The 2,627-nt window shown below is 63.8% G+C and carries 3 protein-coding genes and 1 pseudogene; all 4 read left to right on the top strand.

The window, feature by feature from the left end; genetic code table 11:
* A partial coding sequence (gene sdhC / locus P0D87_RS31510) for a succinate dehydrogenase, cytochrome b556 subunit (RefSeq protein ID WP_408637119.1) occupies positions 1–384 on the top strand: 384 nt, incomplete at its 5' end.
* Positions 385–386: 2 nt separating this feature from the next.
* The gene (sdhD, locus tag P0D87_RS31505; protein WP_006047558.1) at positions 387–755 is read left to right on the top strand and encodes a succinate dehydrogenase, hydrophobic membrane anchor protein; all 369 of its coding nucleotides are present in this window, start codon (positions 387–389) and stop codon (positions 753–755) included.
* A 4-nt stretch (positions 756–759) separates the two neighbouring features.
* Positions 760–2,535 carry a succinate dehydrogenase flavoprotein subunit gene (gene sdhA / locus P0D87_RS31500; protein ID WP_053859657.1) on the top strand — a complete coding sequence of 592 codons (1,776 nt, stop codon included), beginning with the start codon at positions 760–762 and terminating at the stop codon, positions 2,533–2,535.
* A gap of 18 nt (positions 2,536–2,553) precedes the next feature.
* Positions 2,554–2,627 (top strand): annotated as a pseudogene (gene sdhB / locus P0D87_RS31495) (succinate dehydrogenase iron-sulfur subunit); the annotation flags it as partial.

Below are 2,627 nucleotides of genomic sequence, written 5' to 3'. Positions count from 1 at the left end.
TTCCGGAACATCGGTATCGGGCAGATATTGACGGCGTATCGCCTGCCTCTTGCGGGGCGCGTGTCGATTCTGCATCGGCTGAGCGGCGGCCTGCTGTTCGTCGCGTTGCCGTTCCTGCTGTACCTCTTCGACCAGAGCCTGACTTCCGAGCTGAGCTTCGAGGTCTTCAAGGGCTTTCTCTCCAACCTCATCGTCAAGCTCATCACGCTGGTGCTCGCGTGGGCCTACCTGTTCCATTTCTGCGCCGGCGTTCGCCACCTGCTGATGGACACCAACCATGAAGCCGTCACCAAAGAGAAAGGCAAGCAGACCTCGATCGTGGTGTTCGTGGTGTCGTCGCTGCTGACCATCGTGTTCGCGCTCAAACTCTTCGGAGCATTCTAAACATGGCAGCCAATAACCGAATCGGCTCGAAGCGTCTGGTCGTCGGCGCCCACTACGGTCTGCGCGACTGGCTCGCGCAGCGCATCACCGCCTGCGTGATGGCGCTTTACACGGTGATCCTGCTCGCGTGGTTCTTCGGCGCGCGCGACTTCTCCTACGAGGGCTGGGCGTCGATCTTCGCGACGCAATGGATGAAGCTCGCCACCTTCGTCACGCTGCTCTCGCTCTTCTATCACGCGTGGGTCGGCATCCGCGACATCTGGATGGACTATGTGAAGCCCGTGGGCGTGCGTCTGCTGCTGCAGGCGCTGACGATCGTCTGGCTGCTCGCGTGTGCGGGCTACGCCGCGCAGATTCTCTGGAGAGTGTAAAAGCATGGCTGCAATCAAGAATGCCCTGCCGCGTCGCAAGTTCGACGTGGTTATCGTCGGCGCGGGCGGCTCGGGAATGCGCGCGTCGCTGCAACTGGCGCGCGCGGGTCTGTCGGTGTGTGTGCTCTCGAAAGTGTTCCCCACGCGCTCGCATACGGTCGCCGCGCAAGGCGGCATCGGCGCGTCGCTCGGCAACATGAGCGAGGACAACTGGCACTACCACTTCTACGACACGATCAAGGGCTCCGACTGGCTCGGCGACCAGGACGCGATCGAGTTCATGTGCCGCGAAGCACCGAACGCCGTCTACGAACTCGAACACTTCGGCATGCCGTTCGACCGTAACGCGGACGGCACGATCTACCAGCGCCCGTTCGGCGGCCACACGGCGAACTACGGCGAGAAGCCCGTGCAGCGCGCGTGCGCCGCGGCTGACCGCACCGGCCACGCGCTGCTGCATACGCTGTATCAGCAGAACGTTGCGGCGAAGACGCAGTTCTTCGTCGAATGGATGGCGCTCGATCTGATCCGCGACGCCGACGGCGACGTGCTCGGCGTGACCGCGCTCGAAATGGAAACGGGCGACGTCTATATCCTCGAAGGCAAGACGACGCTGTTCGCCACGGGCGGCGCGGGCCGCATCTTCGCGGCATCGACGAACGCGTTCATCAATACCGGCGACGGCCTCGGCATGGCCGCGCGCTCGGGCATCGCGCTGCAGGACATGGAGTTCTGGCAGTTCCACCCGACGGGCGTGGCGGGCGCGGGCGTGCTGATCACCGAAGGCGTGCGCGGCGAAGGCGGCATTCTGCGTAACTCGGACGGCGAGCGCTTCATGGAGCGTTACGCGCCGACGCTGAAGGATCTCGCGCCGCGCGACTTCGTTTCGCGCTCGATGGACCAGGAAATCAAGGAAGGCCGCGGCGTCGGTCCGAACAAGGACCACGTGCTGCTGGACCTGTCGCACATCGGCGCGGAGACGATCATGAAGCGTCTGCCGTCGATCCGCGAAATCGCGCTGAAGTTCGCCAACGTCGACTGCATCAAGGAACCGATCCCCGTTGTGCCGACCATTCACTACCAGATGGGCGGCATTCCGACGAACATCCACGGTCAGGTGGTCGGCACGGCGCGCGGTCACGAGGAGCCGGTGAACGGCTTCTACGCGGTCGGCGAATGCTCGTGCGTGTCGGTGCACGGCGCGAACCGCCTGGGCACGAACTCGCTGCTCGACCTGGTGGTGTTTGGCCGCGCGGCGGGCAATCACATCGTCAAGCATGTGAAGGAAATCAAGGACCACAAGCCGCTGCCGGCGGACGCTGCTGACTTCGCGCTGTCGCGTCTGGCGAAGCTCGAAAGCTCGTCGTCGGGCGAGTACGCGCAGTCGGTGGCGAACGACATCCGCGGCACGATGCAGAAGCACGCGGGCGTGTTCCGCACGTCGGCGCTGCTGTCCGAAGGCGTCGAGGCGATCCGCGAAGTGGCGGCGCGTGTGGACAATATCCACCTGAAGGACAAGTCGAAGGTGTTCAACACCGCGCGCGTCGAGGCGCTGGAAGTGGCGAACCTGATCGAAGTCGCGCGCGCGACGATGGTCTCGGCCGAAGCACGCAAGGAAAGCCGCGGCGCGCATGCGCAGAACGACTTCGAGCATCGCGACGACGAAAACTGGCTGCGCCATACGTTGTGGTTCAGCGAGGGCGACCGCCTCGACTACAAGCCGGTGCACATGCAGCCGCTGACGGTTGAATCGGTGCCGCCCAAGGCGCGGACCTTCTAAGATCAAAGGAATCCACAAATGGCCAAGCGTACATTTGAAATCTACCGCTACGATCCGGACAGGGACGCAGCGCCGCGCATGCAGACGTACGA

The organism is Paraburkholderia sp. RL17-368-BIF-A, from assembly GCF_046054045.1.
GTDB lineage: Bacteria > Pseudomonadota > Gammaproteobacteria > Burkholderiales > Burkholderiaceae > Paraburkholderia > Paraburkholderia graminis.
The sequence above is the reverse complement of the archived record's forward strand: the minus strand, read 5'-3'. Positions and strand labels throughout refer to the sequence as shown.